Here is a 22,016-nt window from a genome sequence, read left to right as displayed (position 1 = left end):
CGGAACATCCCGGTCCGCGCCGAACGGCACGCCTGTGAAACGTCTGGCCACGGGTCCCCCCACGTGTCCCCCTCTACCGGACCCGGACCCACCCCGTCCGCGTCCCCCGAAAGGACGCTAAGCCGGAATCAACTACTCCGACCCCGCCCTTAATCGGACATTGCGAACTCTTTAGACACTGCCCAAGAGCGGCAACTCCCCCGTAACGTGTGCTGCACCCACACGGAAAGCGAGGCAGCACCCGATGCCCCCCTTCGATGTCACCGAGGGCGATCCCTTCGGCCCGCACAATCTTCCGTACGGCGTGTTCTCCCTTGGCGGGCCCGACAGCGGATCCAACAGCGCCTCCGACGGCGGCTCCGGCAGCGGCTCCGGCAGCGGCTCCGGCCGGCGGAGCGTGGGCGTTCGGCTGGGCGACCATGTGCTGGACGCGGGGGCCGCAGCCGTGGAACTCGGCTCCCCGTACGCCGCGCTGCTCGCCCGTCCCTCGCTGAACCCACTGCTCGCGGCCGGCCGCACGGCGTGGTCCGACGTGCGGCGCGCGATCACTGCGTGGGTGACGGTGCCGGCCCACCGCGAGACGATCGCACCCCTGCTGCACCCGCTCTCCGAGGTGACGCTCCACCTCCCCTTCGAGGTCGCCGACTACGTCGACTTCTACGCCTCCGAGAACCACGCCCGTAACGTCGGCCAGATCTTCCGCCCCGACGCCGAGGACTCCCTCACCCCCAACTGGAAGCATCTGCCGATCGGTTACCACGGCAGGTCGGGCACCGTCGTGGTCTCCGGGACCGAGGTCGTACGCCCCTCGGGCCAGCGCAAGTCCCCGGCCGACCCGGCGCCGGTCTTCGGGCCGTCCGTCAAGCTGGACATCGAGGCGGAGGTCGGCTTCGTGGTCGGCACGCCCTCCGCGATGGGCACGGCCGTCCCGCTGAGCGACTTCCGCGACCACGTCTTCGGGCTCTGCCTCCTCAACGACTGGTCCGCCCGCGACCTTCAGGCCTGGGAGTACGTCCCCCTCGGCCCGTTCCTCGGCAAGTCCTTCGCCACCTCGGTGTCGGCCTGGATCACACCGCTCGACGCCCTGGACGACGCCCGGGTCGCGCCCCCGACACGTACGCATCCGCTGCTGCCGTATCTGGACGACACCGACGACGCCTCGGAGGACCCCGGCGGCTATGACCTGCGCATCTCCGTCGCCGTCAACGGCCATGTCGTCTCCGAGCCTCCCTTCTCGACGATGTACTGGACGGCCGCCCAGCAGCTGGCCCACATGACGGTGAACGGCGCGTCGCTGCGCACGGGCGATCTGTACGGGTCGGGCACCGTGAGCGGAGCCTCGGACGACCAGCGGGGCTCGCTCCTGGAGCTGACCTGGAACGGGCGCGACACCCTCGAACTGCCGGACGGCAAGCGGACGTTCCTGGAGGACGGCGACGTCGTAACCCTGACCGCATGGGCACCGGGACCGGACGGAACCCGGGTGGGCCTGGGCGAGGTGACGGGACGGATCACGCCGGGCGCGTAGCCGCCACCCACCGACCGGCCACCCGTCGACCGGCCGCCCGCCGTCACCGGTCCGTCGCACGTCCACCCGCCGCCCAGGCTGCCGTCGGCCGTCCGCCGCCTGGGCAGCTGGTTGCCTGGGCAGCTGGTTGCCGGGACGGCCAGTGACCTGGGTGGCTAGTGGCCTGGGCGGCTGACCGACTGGCTGGATGGTTGGCTGCGTGGGGGCCGGACGGCGAGGGCAGCCCGCAGCCGCCCCGGCCGCCCTCGCCACGACCACGACGGACGCGGACGGGCAGGCGGACACGGACGTCAGGGCGTACGCCTCACGCACGCTCTGACGTGTGCGGCCAGGCCCTGGGCGGTGCAGAAGCGCACATCGCACCGCCCGGCAGGCCGAACCGGACCGAGCCCGGCCGAAACCGAACCCGGCCGGTAGCCGGCCCTGGACCTACATCCAGTCCTCGGGCTCCGGCTCCGGCCCCTCGTCCATGTCGGGCCAGTAGAACCCGGGGTCCCCGTCGCTCCGAGGCGCCGGAACCGCCCCCTCGCCCCTTCCCGAACCCCCCGCTCGCCCAGAGCCAGAGCCCGAACCGGAACCGGAGCCCGAACCAGAGCCGGAGCCCGAGCCGGAGTCAGAGCCGGAGTCAGAGCCGGAAGGCCGCTCCAGGGAAGCAAGCACCCCGATCACACCCTCCCCGTACGTCACAAGCTTCTTCTCGCCGATCCCGCTGATCCCGCCCAGCTCCGAGACGGAGCCGGGCCACACCGTGGCGATCTCCCGCAGCGTGGCGTCGTGGAAGATGACGTACGCCGGGACGCCCTGCTCCTTGGCCTGACCGGCACGCCAGGCGCGCAGGGCCTCGAAGGCGGGGAGCAGCGCCGGAGAAAGCTCGGCCGCCGCGGCTGCCGCCTTGGCCTTGCGCTCGCTCCGGCCGGAGCCGGACGAGGAGGACGAGGAACGGGAAGCCACCGGCTTCGGCGGCTCCTTGCGCAGCGGCACCTCCCGCTCGCGCCGCAGCACGGTCCCGCTCGCCTCGGTCAGCACCAGCGTGCCGTACTCACCCTCGACCGCGAGGAGCCCCTGGGCCAGCAACTGCCGGACGACACCGCGCCATTCGCCCTCGGCCAGCTCCTCACCGATGCCGAACACGGACAGCTGGTCGTGGTCGAACTGGATGACCTTGGCGCTCCTGCGCCCGAGCAGGATGTCGACGATCTGGATCGCCCCGAACTTCTGCCCCCGCTCACGCTGCAGCCGCACCACGGTGGACAGCACCTTCTGGGCCGCGACCGTGCCGTCCCAGGTCTCGGGCGGGAGCAGGCATGTGTCGCAGTTCCCGCAGGCCGGGGCCCCCGGGTCCTGGCCGAAGTAGGCGAGCAGCTGACCGCGCCGGCACTGGGCCGTCTCGCACAGCGCGAGCATCGCGTCGAGATGGGAGGCCGCCCGGCGCCGGAACGCCTCGTCGCCCTCGCTCGACTGGATCATCTTGCGCTGTTGTATGACGTCGTTCAGGCCGTAGGCCATCCATGCCGTGGACGGCAGTCCGTCGCGGCCGGCGCGGCCCGTCTCCTGGTAGTAGCCCTCGACCGACTTCGGCAGGTCGAGGTGGGCGACGAACCGGACGTCCGGCTTGTCGATGCCCATGCCGAAGGCGATGGTCGCGCACACCACCAGGCCGTCCTCGCGCAGGAACCGCGACTGGTGGGCGGCGCGCGTTCCGGAGTCCAGACCCGCGTGGTACGGCACCGCCGCGACGCCGTTGCGGGCGAGGAACTCGGCCGTCTTCTCGACCGAGTTGCGCGACAGGCAGTACACGATGCCCGCGTCGCCCGCGTGCTCCTCCTTCAGGAAGGACAGGAGCTGCTTCTTCGGGTCGGCCTTCGGCACGATCCGGTACTGGATGTTGGGCCGGTCGAAGCTCGCCACGAAGTGACGGGCGTCCGGCATGCCCAGGCGCTGGGTGATCTCCTTGTGCGTGGCGTGCGTGGCCGTCGCGGTCAGCGCGATCCGCGGTACGTCGGGCCAGCGCTCGCCGAGCAGGGAGAGCGACAGATAGTCGGGGCGGAAGTCGTGGCCCCACTGCGATACGCAGTGCGCCTCGTCGATCGCGAAGACGGAGATCTTGCCGCGCTTGAGGAGGTCGAGCGTGGACTCCAGACGCAGCCGCTCCGGCGCGAGGTAGATCACGTCGAGCTCGCCCGCGAGGAACTCGGCCTCGACGGTGCGCCGCTCGGAGAAGTCCTGCGTGGAGTTCATGAACCCGGCGCGCACGCCGAGCGCCCGCAGCGCGTCCACCTGGTCCTGCATCAGTGCGATGAGGGGTGAGACCACCACGCCCGTGCCCGGTCTGACCAGGGCCGGAATCTGGTAGCAGAGCGACTTTCCGCCGCCCGTGGGCATGAGGACGACCGCGTCCCCTCCGCTCACCACATGCTCGATGACGGCTTCCTGCTCGCCTCGGAAGGCCTCGTAACCGAAGACCCGGTGGAGCGTGCCGAGCGCTTCGCTCTCCGCCACCTCTGTCATCACACCCGTCCCGCCCATCGTCCCGTCCCCCGTACGTCGTGCCTCGACCACTGCCTCCACGATAGGGGTCCGCACCGACAGCCTCAGAGTTATCCACAGGCTGCGCCGAAGGTTCTGCCGAATACGTCCGTCATGCGTCCGTCATACGTCGGTCGCCCCGCACCCGAAAACACTTCGGGCCCCGGCTCCCAAAGGAACCGGGGCCCGAAGAACACCAGGTCAGCGAACGAAGACGCCCGCCTGGCCAGCCAGGTCGAGGAAGTACTGCGGCGCCACACCCAGTACCAGCGTGACCGCCACACCCACCCCGATCGCCGTCATCGTGAGCGGCGACGGCACGGCGACCGTCGGTCCCTCCGGACGCGGCTCGCTGAAGAACATCAGCACGATCACGCGGATGTAGAAGAACGCCGCGATGGCCGACGAGATCACACCGACCACGACCAGCGCGCCCGCGCCGCCCTCCGCCGCCGCCTTGAACACGGCGAACTTCCCGGCGAAGCCGGAGGTCAGCGGGATGCCCGCGAAGGCCAGCAGGAAGACCGCGAACACGGCCGCCACCAGCGGTGACCTGCGTCCGAGACCGGCCCACTTGGACAGGTGCGTGGCCTCGCCGCCCGCGTCCCGCACGAGAGTGACCACCGCGAACGCGCCGATCGTCACGAACGAGTACGCGCCCAGGTAGAAGAGCACCGACGAGACGCCGTCCGGCGTGGTCGCGATGACACCCGCGAGGATGAATCCCGCGTGCGCGATCGACGAGTACGCGAGGAGCCGCTTGATGTCGGTCTGGGTGATCGCGACGATCGCGCCGCCCAGCATGGTGACGACCGCGACGCCCATCATCACCGGCCGCCAGTCCCAGCGCAGGCCCGGCAGCACGACGTACAGCAGCCGCAGCAGCGCGCCGAAGGCGGCCACCTTGGTCGCGGCGGCCATGAAGCCGGTGACCGGGGTCGGCGCGCCCTGGTAGACGTCCGGGGTCCACATGTGGAACGGCACGGCGCCGACCTTGAAGAGCAGGCCCATGACGACCATCGCGGCGCCGATGAGCAGCAGCGCGTCGTTGCCCATGGTGTCGGCGAGTGCCGGGTTCACCGTCCCGATGGTGCCGTCGACGACCTGCGCGATCGTCGCGTACGACACCGAACCGGCGTAGCCGTACAGCAGGGCGATGCCGAAGAGGGTGAACGCGGAGGCGAAGGCGCCGAGCAGGAAGTACTTGACCGCGGCCTCCTGCGACATGATCCGCTTGCGGCGGGCCACGGCACAGAGCAGGTAGAGCGGCAGCGAGAAGACTTCCAGGGCGATGAACAGCGTCAGCAGGTCGTTCGCCGACGGGAAGACGAGCATGCCGCCGATCGCGAAGAGCAGCAGCGGGAACACCTCGGTGGTGGTGAACCCGGCCTTGACCGCGGCCTGTTCGCTGTCGCTGCCCGGCACGGACGCGGCCTGCGCGGCGAAGGAGTCGACGCGGTTTCCGTGCGCCACCGGGTCGAGACGCCGCTCGGCGAACGTGAACACGCCGAGCACACCGGCCAGCAGGATCGTGCCCTGCAGGAACAGCGCGGGCCCGTCGACCGCGATGGCGCCCATCGCGGCGATACCGGCCTTCGTGGTGCCGTATCCGCCCGCCGCGAGTCCCACGACCGCGGCGAAGGCCGCGGCGAGGGCGACGACGGACACGAACAACTGGACGTAGTAGCGGGACTTCCGGGGCACGAATGCCTCGACCAGGATCCCGATGATCGCCGCACCGATGACGATCAGGGTGGGCGACAGTTGCCCGTATTCGATCTTCGGCGCGTCGATCTTGTCGATCGGGTCGGCCGCCATTGTCCACAGGCTGTGGACGGCTGTAGCGCTCACGGGGCCGCCTCCACCTCGGGCTGGGGGTCCTTCTTCTGTACGTCGGACATGGTCTGCTTGACCGCCGGGTTGACGATGTCGGTGATCGGCTTCGGGTAGACGCCGAGGAAGATCAGCAGGGCGATCAGCGGGGTGACCACCACGAGTTCCCGCACCCGGAGGTCGGGCATCGCGGAGACCTCGGGCTTCACCGGGCCGGTCATCGTCCGCTGATAGAGCACGAGCGTGTAGAGCGCGGCGAGGACGATGCCGAAGGTGGCGATGATCCCGATGGCCGGGTAGCGCGTGAACGTGCCGACCAGGACCAGGAACTCACTCACGAACGGCGCGAGCCCCGGCAGGGACAGCGTCGCGAGACTGCCGATCAGGAAGGTGCCGGCGAGCACCGGCGCGACTTTCTGCACCCCTCCGTAGTCGGCGATCAGACGCGAGCCGCGCCGCGAGATCAGGAAGCCGGCCACCAGCATCAGTGCGGCGGTCGAGATCCCGTGGTTGACCATGTAGAGCGTCGCGCCCGACTGGCCCTGGCTCGTCATGGCGAAGATGCCCATGATGATGAACCCGAAGTGGGAGATCGACGCGTACGCCACCAGCCGCTTGATGTCGCGCTGGCCGACCGCGAGCAGCGCCCCGTAGATGATGCTGATCAGGGCGAGTACGAGGATGACCGGCGTCGCCCACTTCGAGGCCTCCGGGAAGAGCTGGAGGCAGAAGCGGAGCATCGCGAAGGTGCCGACCTTGTCGACCACCGCCGTGATCAGGACGGCGACCGGGGCGGTGGCCTCCCCCATCGCGTTGGGCAGCCAGGTGTGCAGCGGCCACAGGGGCGCCTTCACCGCGAAGGCGAAGAAGAAGCCCAGGAACAGCCATCGCTCGGTGTTGGTCGCCATGTCCAGCGTGCCGTTGGCCCGGGCCTCGGCGATCGCCTGGAGCGAGAAGTTTCCCGCCACTACGTAGAGACCGATCACGGCGGCCAGCATGATCAGGCCGCCGACCAGGTTGTAGAGGAGGAACTTCACCGCGGCGTACGAACGCTGGGCCGCCGCGTGCTCGTCCGAGCCCGCGTGGGCACGGTCTCCGAAGCCGCCGATGAGGAAGTACATCGGGATAAGCATGGCTTCGAAGAAGATGTAGAAGAGGAAGACGTCGGTGGCCTCGAAGGAGATGATCACCATCGCCTCGACGGCGAGGATCAGGGCGAAGAAACCCTGGGTCGGCCGCCAGCGGCTGCTGTTGGTCTCCAGCGGGTCGGCGTCGTGCCAGCCCGCGAGGATCACGAACGGGATCAGCAGCGCGGTCAGCGCGAGGAGCGCCACCCCGATGCCGTCCACGCCCAGTTCGTACCGCACCCCGAAGTCCGCGATCCAGGCGTGCGATTCGGTGAGCTGGTACCGGTCGCCGTCCGGGTCGAAGCGGATCAGGACGACCAGGGCGAGTACCAGGGTGGCGAGCGAGACGGTCAGCGCCAGCCACTTGGCGGCGGTGCGGCGCGCGGCCGGCACGGCGGCCGTGGCGATGGCCCCGATCGCCGGGAGCACCGCCGTCGCTGTCAGCAGAGGAAAGGACATCGGTATCAGACCGCCCTCATCAACAGGGTCGCGGCGATGAGGATCGCAGCACCGCCGAACATGGAGACCGCGTACGACCGCGCATAGCCGTTCTGCAGCTTGCGGAGCCGTCCGGAGAGGCCGCCCATCGAGGCCGCCGTGCCGTTGACGACCCCGTCGACCAGGGTGTGGTCGACGTACACGAGGGAGCGCGTGAGGTGCTCTCCGCCGCGTACGAGGACGACGTGGTTGAAGTCGTCCTGGAGGAGGTCGCGCCGGGCGGCCCGGGTGAGCACGGAGCCGCGCGGGGCGACCACCGGGACGGGACGGCGCCCGTACTGGACGTAGGCGAGAGCGACGCCGATGACGAGCACGACCATGGTGGCGAGCGTGACCGTCGTCGCGCTGACCGGCGGGTGGCCGTGCGCGTGCTCGGTGACGGGCTCCAGCCAGTGCACGAAGCGGTCGCCGATGCTGAAGAACCCGCCCGCGAAGACCGATCCGAAGGCCAGCACGATCATCGGGATCGTCATGGACCTGGGGGACTCGTGCGGGTGCGGCTCGTGGCCGTTCTCGTCGGGCTGCCAGCGCTTCTCTCCGAAGAAGGTCATCAGCATCACGCGCGTCATGTAGTACGCGGTGATGGCCGCGCCGAGCAGGGCCACGCTGCCGAGGATCCAGCCCTCGGTGCCGCCCTTGGCGAAGGCCGCCTCGATGATCTTGTCCTTGGAGAAGAAGCCGGACAGGCCCGGGAAGCCGATGATGGCCAGGTAACCGAGACCGAACGTCACGAAGGTGACCGGCATGTACTTCCTGAGGCCGCCGTACTTCCTCATGTCGACCTCGTCGTTCATGCCGTGCATGACCGAACCGGCGCCGAGGAAGAGCCCGGCCTTGAAGAAGCCGTGCGTCACCAGGTGCATGATCGCGAAGACGTAGCCGATGGGGCCGAGGCCCGCCGCGAGGATCATGTAGCCGATCTGCGACATCGTCGAACCGGCGAGCGCCTTCTTGATGTCGTCCTTGGCGCAACCGACGATCGCACCGAAGAGGAGCGTGACCGCTCCGACCACGGTGGTCACGAGCTGGGCATCCGGCGCCGCGTTGAAGATGTCGGCGGAGCGGACGATCAGGTACACGCCCGCGGTCACCATGGTCGCGGCGTGGATGAGGGCCGAGACCGGGGTCGGGCCCTCCATCGCGTCCCCGAGCCAGGACTGCAGCGGCACCTGGGCGGACTTGCCGCAGGCGGCGAGCAGCAGCATCAGGGCGATGGCGGTCAGCTTGCCCTCGCCGGTCTCACCGGTGGCCTCCAGGACCGGCCCGAAGGCGAAGGTCCCGAAGGTGGTGAACATCAGCATGATCGCGATCGACAGGCCCATGTCGCCGACGCGGTTGACCAGGAAGGCCTTCTTCGCGGCGGTGGCGGCGCTGGGCTTGTGCTGCCAGAAGCCGATCAGGAGGTACGAGGCGAGGCCGACGCCCTCCCAGCCGACGTACAGCAGCAGGTAGTTGTCCGCGAGGACGAGCAGCAGCATCGCCGCGAGGAACAGGTTCAGATAGCCGAAGAAGCGGCGGCGCCGCTCGTCGTGCTCCATGTACCCGATCGAGTACAGGTGGATCAGCGAGCCGACGCCCGTGATCAGCAGCACGAACGTCATCGACAACTGGTCGAGCTGGAAGGCCACGTCAGCCTGGAAGCCCTCTACGGGGATCCAGCTGAACAGGTGCTGGGCCATGGCCCGGTGTTCGGCGTCCTTCCCCAGCATGTCGGCGAAGAGGATCGCGCCGATCACGAAGGAGACGGACGCGAGAGCCGTACCGATCAGGTGGCCGACGGCGTCCAGTCGCCGGCCGCCGCACAGCAGTACGGCCGCTCCGAGCAGAGGCGCCGCCACAAGCAGCGCAATCAGGTTCTCCACGATTCAGCGACCCCTTACAGCTTCATCAGGCTGGCGTCGTCGACCGAGGCCGAGTGGCGGGAACGGAACAGCGACACGATGATCGCGAGCCCGACCACGACCTCCGCGGCGGCGACGACCATCGTGAAGAAGGCGATGATCTGGCCGTCGAGATTGCCGTGCATCCGGGAGAAGGCGACGAACGCGAGGTTGCAGGCGTTGAGCATCAGCTCGATGCACATGAACACCACGATCGCGTTACGCCTGATCAGGACGCCGGTGGCGCCGATCGTGAACAACAGGGCGGCGAGGTAGAGGTAGTTGACGGGGTTCACTTCGCGGCCTCCTCTTCCCGCTCTTCGCGGCCGAGCCGCTCCTCGGAGCGCTGCTCCAGCGCCTTGAGGTCCTTGATCGCCTCGTTCGACACGTCACGGATCTGGCCGCGGTCACGCAGTGTCTTGATGACCGTGAGCTCGGACGGGGTGCCGTCCGGCAGGAGGCCGGCGATGTCCACCGCGTTGTGCCGGGCGTAGACGCCGGGGGCGGGCAGGGGCGGGAGTTGCTTGTTCGCCCGCACGCGCTCCTCGGCCAGTTCGCGCTGGGTCTTGGCCCGTTCGGTGCGCTCGCGGTGGGTGAGCACCATGGCGCCGACGGCGGCCGTGATGAGCAGGGCGCCGGTGATCTCGAAGGCGAAGACGTACTTCGTGAAGATCAGGGCCGCCAGACCCTCCACGTTGCCACCGGAGTTGGCCTGGGCCAGGCCGTTGAACTCCGACAGCGACGCGTTGCCGATGCCCGCGCAGAGCAGGATCCCGAAGCCGAGGCCGCACAGGAGGGCCAGCCAGCGCTGGCCCTTGATGGTCTCCTTCAGGGAGTCGGCCGCGGTGACACCGACGAGCATGACCACGAAGAGGAACAGCATCATGATCGCGCCGGTGTAGACGACGACCTGGACGATGCCCAGGAAGTAGGCGCCGTTGGCGAGGTAGAACACCGCCAGGATGATCATGGTCCCGGCGAGGCAGAGCGCGCTGTGCACGGCCTTCTTCATGAAGACGGTGCACAGGGCGCCGATCACGGCGACGGTGCCGAGGATCCAGAACTGGAAGGCCTCGCCGGTGGACGTCGAGTAGGCCGCGAGGGAGGTGGAGTGGGCGGCGAGTTGCGCGCTCATGCGTCCGCCCCCTCTTCCTCGGGCTTCTCTCCCTTGGAGACGGCCACCTGGGGCACCGTGCCGGGGGCGGCCTCCGTGACCAGGCCCCGGTAGTAGTCGCCCTCGTCCATGCCCGGGAAGATCGAGTGCGGTGACTCGACCATGCCCTCCTCAAGACCGGCGAGCAGCTGCTCCTTGGTGTAGATGAGGTTGGCGCGGCTGCTGTCGGCCAGCTCGAACTCGTTGGTCATCGTCAGCGCGCGCGTGGGGCACGCCTCGATGCACAGGCCGCACAGGATGCAGCGGGCGTAGTTGATCTGGTAGACGCGGCCGTACCGCTCGCCCGGGGAGTAGCGCTCCTCCTCGGTGTTCTCCGCGCCCTCCACATAGATGGCGTCCGCGGGACAGGCCCAGGCACACAGCTCGCAGCCGATGCACTTCTCCAGGCCGTCCGGATGGCGGTTGAGCTGGTGCCGGCCGTGGAACCGCGGGGCGGTGGTCTTCTGCTGTTCCGGATACTGCTCGGTCAGCCGCTTCTTGAACATGGCCTTGAAGGTCACGCCGAAGCCTGCGACGGGATTCTGGAAACCGGGTTTGGTCTCCTTCTGCTCATCAGCCATCGGACGCCTCCTTTCCGTCACGAGGTCCATCGGTTCCGTCACTGTCAGTATTCACGCCACCACTGACAATCAACTCCCGCTCCCGGCGCGGGCGTCGCCGGGGCACCGGCGGCAGCTCCTGTCCGGGCAGCGGCGGTACGGGGAATCCGCCCGCCATCGGGTCGAAGGCAACGGGTTCTTCCGGCGTCTCCTGGGCGTCCTTCCGGTCGCGGTACATGTCGGCGATGAAGGACAGCAACAGCAGGACAAGGACCGCGCCCGCCACGTACAGGGCGATGTCGGCGAAGTCGTAGTTCTCGTTCCGCAGGGTCCGTACGGTCGCGACGCACATCAGCCAGACCACGGAGACCGGAATGAGGACCTTCCAGCCGAGCTTCATCAGCTGGTCGTAGCGGACGCGGGGCAGCGTGCCGCGCAGCCAGATGAAGAAGAACAGCAGCAGCTGCACCTTGATGACGAACCAGAGCATCGGCCACCAGCCGTGGTTCGCGCCCTCCCAGAAGGTGCTGACCGGCCAGGGAGCCCGCCAGCCGCCCAGGAAGAGCGTCACGGAGACCGCCGAGACGGTCACCATGTTCACGTACTCGGCGAGCATGAACAGCGCGAACTTGATGGACGAGTACTCGGTGTTGAAGCCGCCGACCAGGTCGCCCTCGGACTCCGGCATGTCGAAGGGGGCGCGGTTGGTCTCGCCGACCATCGTCACGATGTAGATCAGGAACGACACCGGCAGCAGGATGATGTACCAGCGGTCCTGCTGCTGGGCGACGATCTCCGAGGTCGACATCGAGCCGGAGTACAGGAACACCGACGCGAACGCGGCGCCCATGGCGATCTCGTACGAGATCATCTGCGCGCAGGAGCGCAGGCCGCCGAGGAGCGGATACGTCGACCCGGAGGACCAGCCCGCGAGCACGATCCCGTAGATGCCCACCGAGGCGACCGCGAGGATGTAGAGCATCGCGATCGGGAGGTCGGTGAGCTGCATCGTGGTGCGCTGGCCGAAGATCGAGATCTGGTTGTCGGCCGGCCCGAAGGGGATCACGGCGATCGCCATGAAGGCCGGGATCGCGGCCACGATGGGCGCCAGGATGTAGACGACCTTGTCGGCGCGCTTGACGATCAGGTCTTCCTTGAGCATCAGCTTGATGCCGTCGGCGAGCGACTGGAGCATGCCCCAGGGGCCGTGCCGGTTGGGGCCGATGCGCAGCTGCATCCAGGCGACGACCTTGCGCTCCCACACGATGGAGAACAGCACGGTGATCATCAGGAAGGCGAAGCAGAAGACCGCCTTGATGACGACGAGCCACCAGGGGTCGCGGCCGAACATGGAGAGGTCCTCCGCGGCCAGGTACACGGGCGCGGCGAGGTTTCCGGTCATGCCTCCACCTCCTTGGGGGTCTCGGCGGCGAGCGTCGCCGGGCCGATGCGGACGAGTGCGCCGGGCAGCGCGCCCGTGTCCGAGGCGACGCCTCCCCCGGCGGAGTTCAGCGGGAGCCAGACCACGCGGTCGGGCATCTCCGTGATCTGCAGCGGAAGTTCGACCACTCCGGAGGGGCCGGTCACGGCGAGCAGGTCGCCGTTCTTGACGCCCGCCTCGGCGGCCGTGGCGGCCGACACGCGCGCGTGTGCGGCATGCCGCGTCCCGGCGAGTGCCTCGTCGCCCTCCTGGAGACGGCCCTGGTCGAGCAGCAACCGGTGCCCGGCGAGCACGGCCTCCCCCGCGGCAGGCCGCGGCAGCACGGCCGCGGTCTCCACGGGTTCGGTGGCCCGCGCCCCGTCCCAGGTGCCGAGCGAGTCCAGCTCCACGCGCGCGGTGCGCAGGTCCGGCAGCCCCAGGTGTACGTCCATGGCGTCGGCCAGCATCTGCAGGACGCGCCCGTCGGTGGGCGACACCCGGCGGGTCATCTGCTCGGGCTTGAGCGCGGACTCGAAGAGGCGTACGCGGCCTTCCCAGTTGAGGAAGGTGCCCGCCTTCTCGGCGACCGCGGCCACCGGGAAGACGACGTCCGCGAGCCCGGTGACCTCACTGGGGCGCAGTTCGAGCGACACCAGGAAGCCCACCGCGGAAAGTGCTTCACGCGCGCGTGCCGGATCGGGAAGGTCGGCGACCTCCACGCCCGCGACGACGAGTGCGGAGAGCTCCCCGGTGGCGGCGGCCTCGACGATCTGTCCGGTGTCGCGGCCGTGGCGGTGCGGCAGCGAGGCGATTCCCCAGGCCAGCGTGACCTCGTCCCGCGCGCGCGGGTCGGTGGCCGGGCGTCCGCCGGGCAGCAGCGAGGGCAGCGCCCCCGCCTCGATCGCGCCGCGCTCCCCGGCCCGGCGCGGGATCCACACCAGCTGGGCGCCGGTCGCGGTGGAGGCCCGGACGGCGGCGGTGAGGCCGCCGGCCACGGCGGCCAGCCGCTCGCCGACGACGATCACGGCGCCCTCGGTGCGCAGCGCCTCGGCGGCCTTCGCCCCGTCGCCCTCCAGGCCGGCCCCGGAGGCGAGCGCGTCCAGCCACTCGGTCTCGGTGCCGGGGGCGGCCGGCAGCAGCGTGCCGCCCGCCTTGTCCAGGCCGCGGGTGGCGTGAGTGGCCAGTGAGAAGGTCTTCTGCCCGTGTCCCCGCCAGGCCTTGCGCAGCCTCAGGAAGACACCGGGCGCCTCCTCCTCGGACTCGAATCCGGCGAGCAGGACGGCGGGGGCCTTCTCCAGTGCGGTGTACGTGACGCCCGTACCGTCGAGGTCCCGTCCGCGTCCGGCGACCCGGGCGGCCAGGAAGTCGGCCTCCTCGCCGCTGTGCACGCGCGCGCGGAAGTCGATGTCGTTCGTGTCGAGGGCCACGCGCGCGAACTTGCTGTACGCGTAGGCGTCCTCGACGGTCAGCCGGCCGCCGGTCAGGACACCGGCCCGGGAGCGGGCGGCAAGCAGCCCCTGTGCCGCGGCCTCCAGGGCCTCCGGCCAGGAAGCGGGCTCCAGCTCACCGGACTCGCCGCGTACCAGGGGCGTCTGCAGCCGGTCCCGCTGCTGGGCGTACCGGAAGCCGAACCGCCCCTTGTCGCAGAGCCACTCCTCGTTGACCTCGGGGTCCGGGGAGGCGAGGCGCCGCATGACCTTGCCGCGCCGGTGGTCGGTGCGGGTCGCGCAGCCGCCGGAGCAGTGCTCGCACACCGAGTGCGACGAGACGAGGTCGAACGGCCGGGAGCGGAAGCGGTACGCCGCCGAGGTCAGCGCGCCGACCGGGCAGATCTGGATCGTGTTCCCGGAGAAGTACGACTCGAAGGGGTCGCCCTCACCGGTGCCGACCTGCTGGAGCGCGCCCCGCTCGATCAGCTCGATCATCGGGTCGCCCGCGATCTGGTTGGAGAACCGGGTGCAGCGGGCGCACAGCACACACCGCTCGCGGTCCAGCAGCACCTGGGCGGAGATCGGGACGGGCTTCTCGTACGTGCGCTTCTTGCCCTCGAAGCGGGACTCGGAGTAGCCGTGCGACATGGCCTGGTTCTGCAGGGGGCACTCGCCGCCCTTGTCGCAGACCGGGCAGTCCAGCGGGTGGTTGATGAGCAGGAGCTCCATCACACCCTTCTGGGCCTTCTCGGCGACAGGAGAGGTGAGGTGGGTCTTGACGACCATCCCGTCCGTGCAGGTGATCGTGCAGGACGCCATGGGCTTGCGCTGGCCCTCGACCTCGACGATGCACTGACGGCAGGCGCCGGCCGGGTCGAGGAGCGGATGGTCGCAGAAGCGGGGGATCTCGATGCCGAGCTGTTCGGCCGCGCGGATGACCAGGGTGCCCTTGGGCACGCTGATCTCGACGCCGTCGATGGTCAGCGAGACGAGATCCTCCGGCGGAACCGCAGCCTCCCCGCCTCCGGAGGGAGCGCTCGTGGTTACCGTCATGCGTTCACCTCCGTGTGCTTTTCCTTGTCGGCCCAGGCCGTCGACTTGGCGGGGTCGAAGGGGCAGCCCCGGCCGTTGATGTGCTCCTCGTACTCCGCGCGGAAGTACTTGAGCGAGGAGAAGATCGGCGAGGCGGCACCGTCGCCGAGGGCGCAGAAGGACTTGCCGTTGATGTTGTCGGCGATGTCGTTCAGCTTGTCGAGGTCGGACATGACGCCCTTGCCGGCCTCGATGTCGCGCAGCAACTGCACGAGCCAGTACGTCCCTTCGCGGCAGGGCGTGCACTTGCCGCAGGACTCGTGGGCGTAGAACTCGGTCCACCGCGTGACGGCACGGACGACACAGGTCGTCTCGTCGAAGCACTGGAGTGCTTTTGTGCCGAGCATGGAACCCGCGGCGCCCACTCCTTCGTAGTCAAGAGGGACGTCGAGGTGCTCGTCGGTGAACATCGGGGTCGAGGAGCCGCCCGGCGTCCAGAACTTGAGGCGGTGTCCCTTCCGGATGCCGCCGCTCATGTCGAGGAGCTGACGGAGTGTGATGCCGAGCGGGGCCTCGTACTGGCCGGGGCTGGTGACATGGCCGCTGAGGGAGTAGAGCGTGAAGCCCGGGGACTTCTCGCTTCCCATCGACCGGAACCATTCTTTGCCCTTGTGGAGAATCGCGGGAACCGACGCGATGGACTCGACGTTGTTCACAACAGTCGGACAGGCATAGAGGCCCGCGACGGCAGGGAAAGGGGGACGAAGTCGCGGCTGTCCACGGCGGCCTTCGAGCGAGTCGAGCAGCGCGGTCTCCTCACCGCAGATGTACGCGCCCGCGCCCGCGTGCACGGTGAGCTGGAGATCCAGTCCGCTGCCCAGGATGTTCTCGCCGAGGTAGCCCGCCGCATAGGCCTCGCGGACGGCCTCGTGCAACCGCCTGAGCACGGGGACGACTTCACCGCGAAGATAAATGAAGGCATGCGACGACCGGATCGCATAACAGGCGATGACAATGCCCTCAATGAGGCTGTGCGGGTTCGCGAAGAGAAGCGGGATGTCCTTACAAGTGCCCGGCTCTGATTCGTCGGCGTTGACAACTAGATAGTGAGGCTTTCCATCACCCTGGGGAATGAACTGCCACTTCATTCCGGTGGGGAATCCCGCGCCGCCACGGCCGCGCAGACCGGAGTCCTTCACATACGCGATGAGGTCGTCCGGCGACATCGCGAGCGCCTTGCGCAGGCCCTCGTACCCGTCGTGCCTCCGGTACACGTCCAGCGACCAGGACTTGTCCTCGTCCCAGAAGGCGGACAGCACCGGTGAGAGCAGCTTCTCGGGGCTCGTTTCTCCGCCGGTCTCCGGCTGGGAGGTGCCCCCGTATTGAGTGGACAAGGTCATCACTCCCCCTCCTCGGCAGCGGGCCCGGCCGGGTGGGACGGGTCGGAGGCCGACGTGTCCTGCGGTGCGTCGTGCGAACTGAGGTGCTCGGACGGGGACGGGTCGTGCGGCGGCTCGTCCTGGGGAGCGCCGGACCCTCGCGGATGCACCACGCGCGCGGGGCCCGTCTCCCCCTTGGCCAGCCGGAGGCCGATCAGCGAGGCGGGGCCCGCGCCGCCGCTCGCCTCTACCGCGCCCTCACGCTCGTCGGGGAAGCCCGCCAGGATGCGGGCGGTGTCCTTGAACGTGCACAGGGGGGCACCGCGCGTCGGCTCGACCTGTGTTCCCGCGCGCAGGTCGTCGACGAGGCGCTTCGCGCTCGCCACGGTCTGGTTGTCGAAGAACTCCCAGTTGACCATCACGACCGGCGCGAAGTCACAGGCCGCGTTGCACTCGATGTGCTCCAGGGTGACCTTGCCGTCACCGGTGGTCTCGCCGTTGCCGACACCGAGGTGGTCCTGCAGGGACTCGAAGATCGCGTCGCCGCCCATGACCGCGCACAGGGTGTTGGTGCAGACGCCCACCTGGTAGTCACCGCTCGGCTTGCGCCGGTACATCGAGTAGAAGGTCGCGACGGCGGTGACCTCGGCCGTGGTCAGGTCGAGCATCTCCGCGCAGAACCGCTGTCCGGTGCGCGTGACATGGCCCTCCTCCGACTGCACGAGATGCAGCAACGGCAGGAGGGCGGACCGGGAGTCCGGGTAGCGGGCGATGATCTCGCGCGCGTCCGCCTCCAGCCTGGCTCGAACGTCGTCCGGGTAGTCGGGCGCGGGCAGTTGGGGCATGCCCAGGCTGACGCCCTCGGGGGTCGTGGTCACCGGTCGACGCCTCCCATCACGGGGTCGATGGACGCGACGGCGACGATGACGTCGGCGATCTGGCCGCCCTCGCACATCGCCGCCATGGCCTGCAGATTGGTGAAGGACGGGTCCCGGTAGTGGACCCGGTAGGGGCGGGTGCCTCCGTCGGACACGGCGTGCACCCCGAGTTCGCCCTTGGGCGACTCGACGGCCGCGTACGCCTGTCCCGGCGGCACGCGGAACCCCTCGGTCACCAGCTTGAAGTGGTGGATCAGGGCCTCCATGGAGGTGCCCATGATCTGCTTGATGTGGTCGAGCGAGTTGCCGAGTCCGTCGGGGCCGAGCGCGAGCTGGGCGGGCCAGGCGATCTTCTTGTCGGTGACCATGACCGGGCCGGGCTGCAGCCGGTCCAGGCACTGCTCGACGATCCGCAGCGACTGGCGCATCTCTTCGAGACGGATCAGGAAGCGCCCGTACGCGTCGCAGGTGTCGGTGGTCGGGACGTCGAAGTCGTACGTCTCGTAGCCGCAGTACGGCTGCGCCTTGCGCAGGTCGTGCGGCAGGCCGGCCGAGCGGAGGACCGGGCCCGTGGCGCCGAGGGCCATGCAGCCGGCCAGGTCGAGATGGCCGATGCCCTGCATACGGGCCTTGAAGATGGGGTTCCCGGTGGCGAGCTTGTCGTACTCGGGAAGGTTCTTCTGCATCTTCTTCACGAACTCGCGGATCTGGTCCACCGCGCCGGGCGGCAGGTCCTGGGCGAGGCCGCCGGGCCGGATGTACGCGTGGTTCATGCGCAGGCCGGTGATCAGCTCGTAGATGTCGAGGATGAGCTCACGGTCACGGAAGCCGTAGATCATGATCGTGGTGGCGCCGAGCTCCATGCCGCCGGTGGCGATGCACACCAGGTGCGAGGAGAGCCGGTTCAGCTCCATCAGGAGCACCCGGATGATCGTGGCGCGGTCCGGGATCTGGTCCTCGATGCCGAGGAGCTTCTCGACGGCCAGGCAGTACGCGGTCTCGTTGAAGAACGACGTCAGGTAGTCCATGCGCGTCACGAAGGTCGTGCCCTGTGTCCACGTACGGAATTCGAGGTTCTTCTCGATGCCGGTGTGCAGATAGCCGATGCCGCAGCGGGCCTCGGTGACCGTCTCGCCGTCGATCTCCAGGATGAGCCGGAGCACACCGTGCGTGGACGGGTGCTGGGGGCCCATGTTGACGACGATGCGCTCGTCGTCGGCCTTGGCCGCGGTCTGGACGACCTCGTCCCAGTCGCCGCCGGTGACCGTGTAGACGGTGCCCTCGGTGGTCTCGCGCGCCGAGGCGGCAGATGCGTGCGACGTGCTCATGAGTACGACCTCCGCTGGTCCGGAGCCGGGATCTGGGCGCCCTTGTACTCGACGGGGATGCCGCCGAGGGGATAGTCCTTGCGCTGCGGAAAGCCCTGCCAGTCGTCCGGCATCATGATCCGCGTGAGTGCCGGGTGGCCCTCGAAGACGATGCCGAAGAAGTCGTACGTCTCGCGCTCGTGCCAGTCGTTCGTCGGATAGACCGTGACGAGGGACGGGATGCGCGGTTCGCTGTCCGGGGCGCTGACCTCCAGGCGGATCAGCCGGTTGTGGGTGATCGAGCGCAGGTGGTAGACGGCGTGCAGCTCGCGGCCCTTGTCCTGCGGGTAGTGGACTCCGCTCACTCCGGTGCAGAGCTCGAAGCGCAGGGCCGGGTCGTCGCGCAGGGTCTGGGCGACCTGGAGCAGGTGCTCGCGGTCGATGTGGAAGGTCATCTCGTCGCGGTCGACGATCGTCTTCTCGATCGCGTTCTCGGGGACGAGACCCTGTTCCTCCAGGGCGCCTTCGAGCTCGTCGGCGACCTCGTCGAACCAGCCGCCGTACGGGCGGGAGGCCGGTCCCGGCAGCCGGACCGAGCGGACCAGGCCGCCGTAGCCGGAGGTGTCCCCGCCGTTGTTGGCGCCGAACATGCCGCGCTGGACGCGGATCTCCTCGCCGCCGTCGCCGCGCTGGCCCGGGAGGTTGGAGGCGCCGAGGTCCTTCTCGGGGTTCACCCCGTTGCCGTTCGCGTCGCTCACCGCAGCAGGCCCTTCATCTCGATGGTGGGGAGCGCCTTGAGCGCCGCTTCCTCCGCCTCGCGGGCCGCCTCCTCGGCGTTCACGCCGAGCTTCGAGGACTGGATCTTCTGGTGGAGCTTGAGAATCGCGTCCATCAGCATCTCGGGCCGGGGCGGACAGCCGGGCAGATAGATGTCGACAGGAACGATGTGGTCGACGCCCTGCACGATCGCGTAGTTGTTGAACATGCCGCCCGACGAGGCGCAAACCCCCATGGAGATCACCCACTTGGGGTTCGGCATCTGGTCGTAGACCTGCCTCAGGACCGGCGCCATCTTCTGGCTGACGCGTCCGGCGACGATCATCAGGTCGGCCTGGCGCGGCGAGCCGCGGAAGACCTCCATGCCGAAGCGCGCCAGGTCGTAGCGGCCCGCGCCCGTCGTCATCATCTCGATGGCGCAGCAGGCGAGGCCGAACGTGGCGGGGAAGACGGACGACTTGCGCACCCATCCCGCGGCCTGCTCGACGGTGGTCAGCAGGAAGCCGCTCGGCAGCTTTTCTTCGAGTCCCATGCTCAGTGGCTCCTCTGTCCCCTATACGGGGCTCAGTCCCTTGCGGGGGTCAGTCCCATGCGGGTTTCAGTCCCATTCCAGGCCGCCTCGCCGCCACACGTACGCGTACGCGACGAAGACGGTGAGCACGAAGAGCAGCATCTCCACGAGCCCGAAAACCCCGAGTGCGTCGAACGTGACGGCCCAGGGATAGAGGAAGACGATCTCGATATCGAAAATGATGAAGAGCATCGCCGTCAGGTAGTACTTGATGGGGAACCGCCCGCCGCCTGCCGGCGTGGGGGTCGGCTCGATACCGCACTCGTAGGCTTCGAGCTTGGCCCGGTTGTATCGCTTTGGACCGATAAGCGTGGCCATGACCACGGAGAAGATCGCAAAGCCTGCTCCGAGGGCTCCCAGTACGAGGATGGGCGCATACGCGTTCACCGCTCCTCGCTCCTCTCAGTCGGCATTGACTGCTGGCGGTTGCATCAGGCGTCGCTCCCTGCCTCGCACGCCCCATGAACCTCATGAGGTCCACGAGCTCCGTGCGGCTCCACGAAGATCGCGTACATGTGAAGCAGGTCACAAGCCCAACTGCCCCGCATCTTATGCCTGTGGGTCTGTGATCTGCGACACGGGGTACGACAACGTCTTTGTGATCTCCACCACCCAGCGAAGGATCATGAAGTCGGATGAGTGCCGATCTTCGTACGAGAAGCGTCCGAGTGATCACCAGAGGTGACATTTTCGCCCGTCGTCGCTGGTCCGGGCTTCGGCGCACTATCAAGGCCGCGAGATCCAAGGCAAATTGGTGTTGGACATCGGTGCTTGATAGAGGAACTCGTTCACACTTCGGGGGGAGTTGGAGTGCCCGGTGTGGACGACCCGGCCGCGTGCGTCGCGCGTGCATCCGTTCACGAGCGGAACGGGTCGCCGGCCCGACCTCCACGGCTCCCCCGTCTCACGCGCGCGACACCGCCACAGGGGCAGCCGTTCCGTGACCTGCGTCACATTGGTAACGGCCGGGAAACAACCGGGCTTGGCCAACCGCTCCAACGAGTGGTAGGTCGCGGGCAATTCGGGCGTAACGCTGAAAGGCCGTGATCACAGGCTTCGCGGGCAGTGTCCGCAATGCCCGTTACGGCGTCAATAAGGAACGCCACGCCCGGGATTCGGACGGCCCATTGAACAACTGTGGCGCACCACACGTTTCTTGAAGGTATGGAGGAGCCCCTGATACCGGTTGTCCCTATGTCCCACACCGCTCACATACGCAGCCACCGGAAACCCCGGCCTCGCAGCAGCTCGGCGCTCGCGATGCGCGCCGGAGTTGCCGGTGGCGTCCTCAGCACCCTGGCAGTGGCCGGTGCGGCCGGATCGGCGAACGCTGCCGAGCCGGTGACCCAGACCATCGAGCTGCCCACGCTCACGGCCGACATGACCGCCCAGGTCGCCGAGTCCGCGGAGGTCACCCAGCAGGCCGCGGCCGACTACCAGCTGCGCGCCGAGCGCGACGCCGCCGCCGCCAAGGCCGCCAAGCAGGCCAAGGCCGACCTCGCCGACGCCAAGAAGAAGGCGGAGGCCAAGCAGAAGGCCGAGGACGCCCGCAAGGCCGCCGCCGAGCGCGCCAACCGGTCCTCCGCGCGGACCACGCTCACCTCGACGTCGGCCGACAGTGACGTCCCCGCCCCCGCGAGCGGCAACGTCGGCACGGTCATCAACTTCCTCAAGGCGCAGCTCGGCGACGCCTACGTCATGGGCGCCACCGGCCCCAACGCGTGGGACTGCTCCAGCCTGGTACAGGCCGCGTTCAAGCAGGTCGGCGTGGACCTGCCGCGCGTCTCCCAGGACCAGTCCGTGTCCGGCACCCCGGTCTCGCTGTCCAACATCCAGGTCGGCGACATCCTGTACTGGGGTGGCGCGGGCTCGGCGTACCACACGGGTGTCTACATCGGTGGCGGCCAGTACCTGGACGCCGCGAACCCCTCGAAGGGTGTCGTCATCCAGGACCTGTCGGGCTACCCGGCGAGCGGCGCGGTACGCGTCCTCTGACCTCGGTCACGCCTTCCCGGCCCCTGACCGGGCTTCTCCGGGCCCCGGCCACGCACATTGAAGGGCCGCTCCCCCACCACGGGGAGCGGCCCTCAGCCGTGCCTCAGCGGCCCCACCCGTAG

At 68.8% G+C, this 22,016-nt stretch carries 17 protein-coding genes; 2 read left to right on the top strand and 15 right to left on the bottom strand.

Going from position 1 to position 22,016, the window contains the following annotated elements; all coding sequences use genetic code 11:
* Nucleotides 1-244 precede the first annotated feature (244 nt).
* On the top strand, nt 245-1,528 hold the full coding sequence (gene fahA, locus AOK17_RS04290; RefSeq protein ID WP_055610928.1) for a fumarylacetoacetase: 1,284 nt from the start codon (nt 245-247) through the stop codon (nt 1,526-1,528).
* A gap of 429 nt (nt 1,529-1,957) precedes the next feature.
* Here fahA and recQ read toward each other — a convergent pair whose 3' ends face one another.
* The 15 genes from recQ to AOK17_RS04215 all read right to left on the bottom strand — a co-directional run bounded on the left by recQ (nt 1,958) and on the right by AOK17_RS04215 (nt 20,286).
* Nucleotides 1,958-4,054 (bottom strand): DNA helicase RecQ, encoded by a 2,097-nt coding sequence (gene recQ, locus AOK17_RS04285; protein WP_055610933.1) that lies wholly within the window; start codon nt 4,052-4,054, stop codon nt 1,958-1,960.
* 201 nt (nt 4,055-4,255) lie between these two features.
* The gene (gene nuoN / locus AOK17_RS04280; protein ID WP_055610927.1) at nt 4,256-5,905 is read right to left on the bottom strand and encodes an NADH-quinone oxidoreductase subunit NuoN; all 1,650 of its coding nucleotides are present in this window, start codon (nt 5,903-5,905) and stop codon (nt 4,256-4,258) included.
* Nucleotides 5,902-7,473: an NADH-quinone oxidoreductase subunit M gene (locus AOK17_RS04275; protein WP_055610926.1), complete on the bottom strand. Its 1,572-nt coding sequence runs from the start codon at nt 7,471-7,473 to the stop codon at nt 5,902-5,904. Before AOK17_RS04275 ends, nuoN begins: the two co-directional genes overlap by 4 nt.
* Nucleotides 7,474-7,478: 5 nt before the next feature.
* Nucleotides 7,479-9,374 (bottom strand): NADH-quinone oxidoreductase subunit L, encoded by a 1,896-nt coding sequence (gene nuoL / locus AOK17_RS04270; RefSeq protein WP_055610925.1) that lies wholly within the window; start codon nt 9,372-9,374, stop codon nt 7,479-7,481.
* Between the two features lie 14 nt (nt 9,375-9,388).
* On the bottom strand, nt 9,389-9,688 hold the full coding sequence (gene nuoK, locus AOK17_RS04265; RefSeq protein ID WP_003974374.1) for an NADH-quinone oxidoreductase subunit NuoK: 300 nt from the start codon (nt 9,686-9,688) through the stop codon (nt 9,389-9,391).
* On the bottom strand, nt 9,685-10,527 hold the full coding sequence (locus AOK17_RS04260; protein ID WP_055610924.1) for an NADH-quinone oxidoreductase subunit J: 843 nt from the start codon (nt 10,525-10,527) through the stop codon (nt 9,685-9,687). The genes nuoK and AOK17_RS04260 overlap by 4 nt, the downstream gene beginning before the upstream one ends.
* The gene (nuoI, locus tag AOK17_RS04255; RefSeq protein ID WP_055610923.1) at nt 10,524-11,126 is read right to left on the bottom strand and encodes an NADH-quinone oxidoreductase subunit NuoI; all 603 of its coding nucleotides are present in this window, start codon (nt 11,124-11,126) and stop codon (nt 10,524-10,526) included. Before nuoI ends, AOK17_RS04260 begins: the two co-directional genes overlap by 4 nt.
* Nucleotides 11,119-12,507: an NADH-quinone oxidoreductase subunit NuoH gene (nuoH, locus tag AOK17_RS04250; RefSeq protein WP_055610922.1), complete on the bottom strand. Its 1,389-nt coding sequence runs from the start codon at nt 12,505-12,507 to the stop codon at nt 11,119-11,121. Before nuoH ends, nuoI begins: the two co-directional genes overlap by 8 nt.
* The gene (locus AOK17_RS04245; RefSeq protein WP_055610921.1) at nt 12,504-15,008 is read right to left on the bottom strand and encodes an NADH-quinone oxidoreductase subunit G; all 2,505 of its coding nucleotides are present in this window, start codon (nt 15,006-15,008) and stop codon (nt 12,504-12,506) included. The genes nuoH and AOK17_RS04245 overlap by 4 nt, the downstream gene beginning before the upstream one ends.
* Nucleotides 15,005-16,387, bottom strand: a complete 1,383-nt coding sequence (gene nuoF / locus AOK17_RS04240; protein WP_055610920.1) for an NADH-quinone oxidoreductase subunit NuoF — start codon at nt 16,385-16,387, stop codon at nt 15,005-15,007. Before nuoF ends, AOK17_RS04245 begins: the two co-directional genes overlap by 4 nt.
* Nucleotides 16,387-17,211 carry an NADH-quinone oxidoreductase subunit NuoE gene (gene nuoE / locus AOK17_RS04235; RefSeq protein ID WP_055610932.1) on the bottom strand — a complete coding sequence of 275 codons (825 nt, stop codon included), beginning with the start codon at nt 17,209-17,211 and terminating at the stop codon, nt 16,387-16,389. Before nuoE ends, nuoF begins: the two co-directional genes overlap by 1 nt.
* Nucleotides 17,212-17,240: 29 nt before the next feature.
* Complete coding sequence (locus AOK17_RS04230) at nt 17,241-18,572, bottom strand: NADH-quinone oxidoreductase subunit D (protein WP_055610919.1); 1,332 nt, start codon at nt 18,570-18,572, stop codon at nt 17,241-17,243.
* Nucleotides 18,569-19,309 (bottom strand): NADH-quinone oxidoreductase subunit C, encoded by a 741-nt coding sequence (locus AOK17_RS04225; RefSeq protein ID WP_055610918.1) that lies wholly within the window; start codon nt 19,307-19,309, stop codon nt 18,569-18,571. The genes AOK17_RS04230 and AOK17_RS04225 overlap by 4 nt, the downstream gene beginning before the upstream one ends.
* On the bottom strand, nt 19,306-19,860 hold the full coding sequence (locus AOK17_RS04220; protein WP_018528252.1) for a NuoB/complex I 20 kDa subunit family protein: 555 nt from the start codon (nt 19,858-19,860) through the stop codon (nt 19,306-19,308). Before AOK17_RS04220 ends, AOK17_RS04225 begins: the two co-directional genes overlap by 4 nt.
* Nucleotides 19,861-19,926: 66 nt before the next feature.
* Nucleotides 19,927-20,286 carry an NADH-quinone oxidoreductase subunit A gene (locus AOK17_RS04215; RefSeq protein WP_033319564.1) on the bottom strand — a complete coding sequence of 120 codons (360 nt, stop codon included), beginning with the start codon at nt 20,284-20,286 and terminating at the stop codon, nt 19,927-19,929.
* Nucleotides 20,287-21,063: 777 nt separating this feature from the next.
* Between AOK17_RS04215 and AOK17_RS04210 the strand changes: the two genes are divergently transcribed.
* Nucleotides 21,064-21,894, top strand: coding sequence for a C40 family peptidase (locus AOK17_RS04210; protein ID WP_063997158.1), 831 nt, complete (start codon nt 21,064-21,066; stop codon nt 21,892-21,894).
* Nucleotides 21,895-22,016: the final 122 nt, after the last annotated feature.

This window comes from Streptomyces phaeochromogenes (assembly GCF_001418655.1).
Classification (GTDB): Bacteria; Actinomycetota; Actinomycetes; order Streptomycetales; family Streptomycetaceae; genus Streptomyces; species Streptomyces phaeochromogenes.
Note: the sequence above shows the minus strand (reverse complement) of the source record. Positions and strands in the feature narration are given on the sequence as shown.

Bases quoted from the DNA above. Each gene is read 5' to 3' on its own strand.
- fahA (WP_055610928.1), top strand. From the start codon at position 245: ATGCCCCCCTTCGATGTCACCGAGGGCGATCCCTTCGGCCCGCACAAT.
- recQ (WP_055610933.1), bottom strand. From the start codon at position 4,054: ATGGGCGGGACGGGTGTGATGACAGAGGTGGCGGAGAGCGAAGCGCTC.
- AOK17_RS04275 (WP_055610926.1), bottom strand. From the start codon at position 7,473: ATGTCCTTTCCTCTGCTGACAGCGACGGCGGTGCTCCCGGCGATCGGG.
- AOK17_RS04260 (WP_055610924.1), bottom strand. From the start codon at position 10,527: ATGAGCGCGCAACTCGCCGCCCACTCCACCTCCCTCGCGGCCTACTCG.
- nuoI (WP_055610923.1), bottom strand. From the start codon at position 11,126: ATGGCTGATGAGCAGAAGGAGACCAAACCCGGTTTCCAGAATCCCGTC.
- nuoH (WP_055610922.1), bottom strand. From the start codon at position 12,507: ATGACCGGAAACCTCGCCGCGCCCGTGTACCTGGCCGCGGAGGACCTC.
- AOK17_RS04245 (WP_055610921.1), bottom strand. From the start codon at position 15,008: ATGACGGTAACCACGAGCGCTCCCTCCGGAGGCGGGGAGGCTGCGGTT.
- nuoF (WP_055610920.1), bottom strand. From the start codon at position 16,387: ATGACCTTGTCCACTCAATACGGGGGCACCTCCCAGCCGGAGACCGGC.
- nuoE (WP_055610932.1), bottom strand. From the start codon at position 17,211: ATGCCCCAACTGCCCGCGCCCGACTACCCGGACGACGTTCGAGCCAGG.
- AOK17_RS04230 (WP_055610919.1), bottom strand. From the start codon at position 18,572: ATGAGCACGTCGCACGCATCTGCCGCCTCGGCGCGCGAGACCACCGAG.
- AOK17_RS04220 (WP_018528252.1), bottom strand. From the start codon at position 19,860: ATGGGACTCGAAGAAAAGCTGCCGAGCGGCTTCCTGCTGACCACCGTC.
- AOK17_RS04210 (WP_063997158.1), top strand. From the start codon at position 21,064: ATGGAGGAGCCCCTGATACCGGTTGTCCCTATGTCCCACACCGCTCAC.